The sequence below is a fragment of the Micromonospora sp. NPDC049580 genome (assembly GCF_040675595.1).
Classification (GTDB): Bacteria; Actinomycetota; Actinomycetes; order Mycobacteriales; family Micromonosporaceae; genus Micromonospora.
The window spans coordinates 1-2,360 of the sequence record NZ_JBFAPG010000691.1 but is presented as its reverse complement, the minus strand read 5'-3'; the positions used below and the strand labels follow the sequence as shown (position 1 = coordinate 2,360).

The following is a 2,360-nucleotide window of genomic DNA, read 5'->3' as shown; positions in this document are numbered from 1 at the left end:
CACATCACCTACTTCACCCCGCTCAAGCCGGGCGGCCGGCGGGGCGTGGGCCCGGCGGGGGCGCGGGTACGCCTGGAGGGCCCGGTGGGCCGGGGCCGTCCGTGGGGCCGCTGGGCGGCACCGGCTTCACCTCGCGGTACGGGCTGGTCCGACCGCGCGACGGCCGTTACCTGGCCGGGGTCTGCGCGGCGATCGGACGAGCCACCAACACCGATCCGGTGCTCTGGCGGGTGCTGCTCGCGGTGCTCGGGTTCTTCGGCGGCATCGGCATCCTGGTGTACGTCGCCGCCTGGCTGATCATCCCGAACGAGGGCGACACGGCATCCCCGGTGGAGTCGATGCTGGGGCGCGGCCGTTCCAGCATGTCCCCGGTGACCGTGATCGTGCTGGGCATCCTGGTGGCGGCCAGCTTCGGCTACATCGTCACCGACGCCTTCCGCGCGGTGCTGCTCGGCGCGGCCATCCTGATCGGCGGCGCGTTGCTGCTCAACCGGGACAGTCGTGGACCACAGCCCGGCGCCCCGGGTGGACCGGTGCCGCCCAACCCGACCGGTACGCCACCCGGGCCGGTCCCGCCGGTCGCCTGGCCCGCTCCGACGTACGGCGCGGTGCCGTCCACCGGGCCGCTGGCGACCGCGCCGTTGGCCGGTGGCGCTCCGGCGTACGCCGCCGCGGCGCCGGGTGAGACGCCGAGCGCACCCGCGCCCGTCCACGGCACCCAGCCGGCCACCGCCACGCAGCCGTTCGTCGGCGCGCAGCCGGTGTCCGGGGCGGCGCTGTCGTCCGGGGCGGGGCCGGTGTCCGCGCAGCCGGCCGGCGCCACGACGGGGCCGCAGGAGGCCACCTGGCCGGCACCCGAGCAGGGCTGGCCGGGCAGCGGCACGGCCACGGAGGTCACCCCCACCGCCGGCTGGCCGTCGGCGCCGGTGACCGCAGTGCCCGCCGGTCCGTCCGGTTACCCGACCGCGGCGACGCCGGGCGGGTACCGCCCACCGTTCGCGCCACACGGCCCGTACGCCGCGCCGGCCCCGGCCGCGTATCCGCCGCCCAAACCACCGAAGCCGCCGAAGCGGCCCCGGGAGCGTTCACCGCTCGGCGCGGTGACCTTCTCGCTGATCTTCCTGGCCCTCGGCGTGGTCGCCCTGCTCGACCTGCTGGACGTCTTCGCCGTCGGCGCCTCGGCGTACTTCGCGGCCGCGTTGGCCACGATCGGGCTGGGGCTGCTGGTCGGCACCTGGTTCGGGCGGGCCCGCTGGCTGATCGCGCTCGGCCTGGTGACCGCCGCGGCTCTGGGAACCGCCACGGTCGCCGAGTCCTACGACCGCATCCGTGGCGTGGACGGCGCGGTCACCTGGGCGCCCACCGACTACCGCGACCTCGCCAACCGGTACGAGAACAGCTTCGGTGACGCCGTGCTCGACCTGCGGGGCATCGACTTCACGAAGCAGGACAGCGAGGTGACCGTCGCGATCAACTTCGGGCAGGCGACGGTTGTCGTACCGCCGAACGTGGACGTGACCACCGTGGCCGACGTCAACGCCGGCGACGCCACCATCTTCGGCAACCGTTCCGGCGGGATCGACGGCCGCCTGCGGGAGTCCACCGACCTGGGCGCGGACGGTCCCGGCGGCGGGAAGCTGCGCCTGTACATCCACGTCAATGCCGGCAACCTGGAGGTGACCCGGTGAAGGCTCACCGTACGGACCTGCTCTCGTTCGCCTTCGGGCTGGTGTTCCTGGCGTTGTCGGCCTGGTGGCTGCTCGCCCAACTGCTCGGGCTCGCGCTGCCGCCGGTCGGCTGGTTCCTGGCCGGCGCGCTGATCCTGATCGGGATCTTCGGTCTGGTCGGCGCGTTGCGCTCCGGCCGCTCCGGCCGCCCGGAGCCGAACGACGTCGCCGACCCGGCCACCATCGCGGCCCAGCAGCCCGGCACGCCGACCTCGGCGTCCGGGCCGGTCACGGGCGCCGCCGAGCCCGGCGTGCCGACCTCCGGGGTGCCCGCCCCGACCTCCGGCGCGGGCCTTCCGGCCTGGACCGCCGAACACTCCACCTGGGACGCTCCCCTGCCGGGACCGGCGCCAGAGGCACCCACCGTGGCCCTGCGGGCACCGGAGGCGCCGACCGCCGAGATGCGTCTGCCGGAGGCGTCGACCGCCGAGATCCGGGCACCGGAGGCGTCGGCGGACGCCATCCACCCCGCCTGGCTGGCCCACGTCGCGTCGGAGTCGCCGGCGGCGCCGGTCCCCGACCGGCCCGGCGACGGGGCCGACGAGCAGCCCCGGCCCGACCACCCGAGCACGGCGACCGGCGACGATCCGGCGGACGAGCGGGAGGGCCGACGGCGGGAATCCTGACCCGGCC

General features: G+C 76.1%; 1 protein-coding gene and 1 pseudogene. Both read left to right on the top strand.

Features of this window, described 5'->3' with window-relative positions; genetic code table 11:
- A partial coding sequence (locus tag AB0J68_RS31060; RefSeq protein WP_363942314.1) for a PspC domain-containing protein occupies positions 1-1,688 on the top strand: 1,688 nt, incomplete at its 5' end.
- Positions 1,685-1,870: pseudogene (locus AB0J68_RS31055) on the top strand (hypothetical protein); the annotation flags it as partial. The gene AB0J68_RS31060 and the pseudogene AB0J68_RS31055, both read left to right, overlap by 4 nt.
- Between the last annotated feature and the right edge of the window lie 490 nt (positions 1,871-2,360).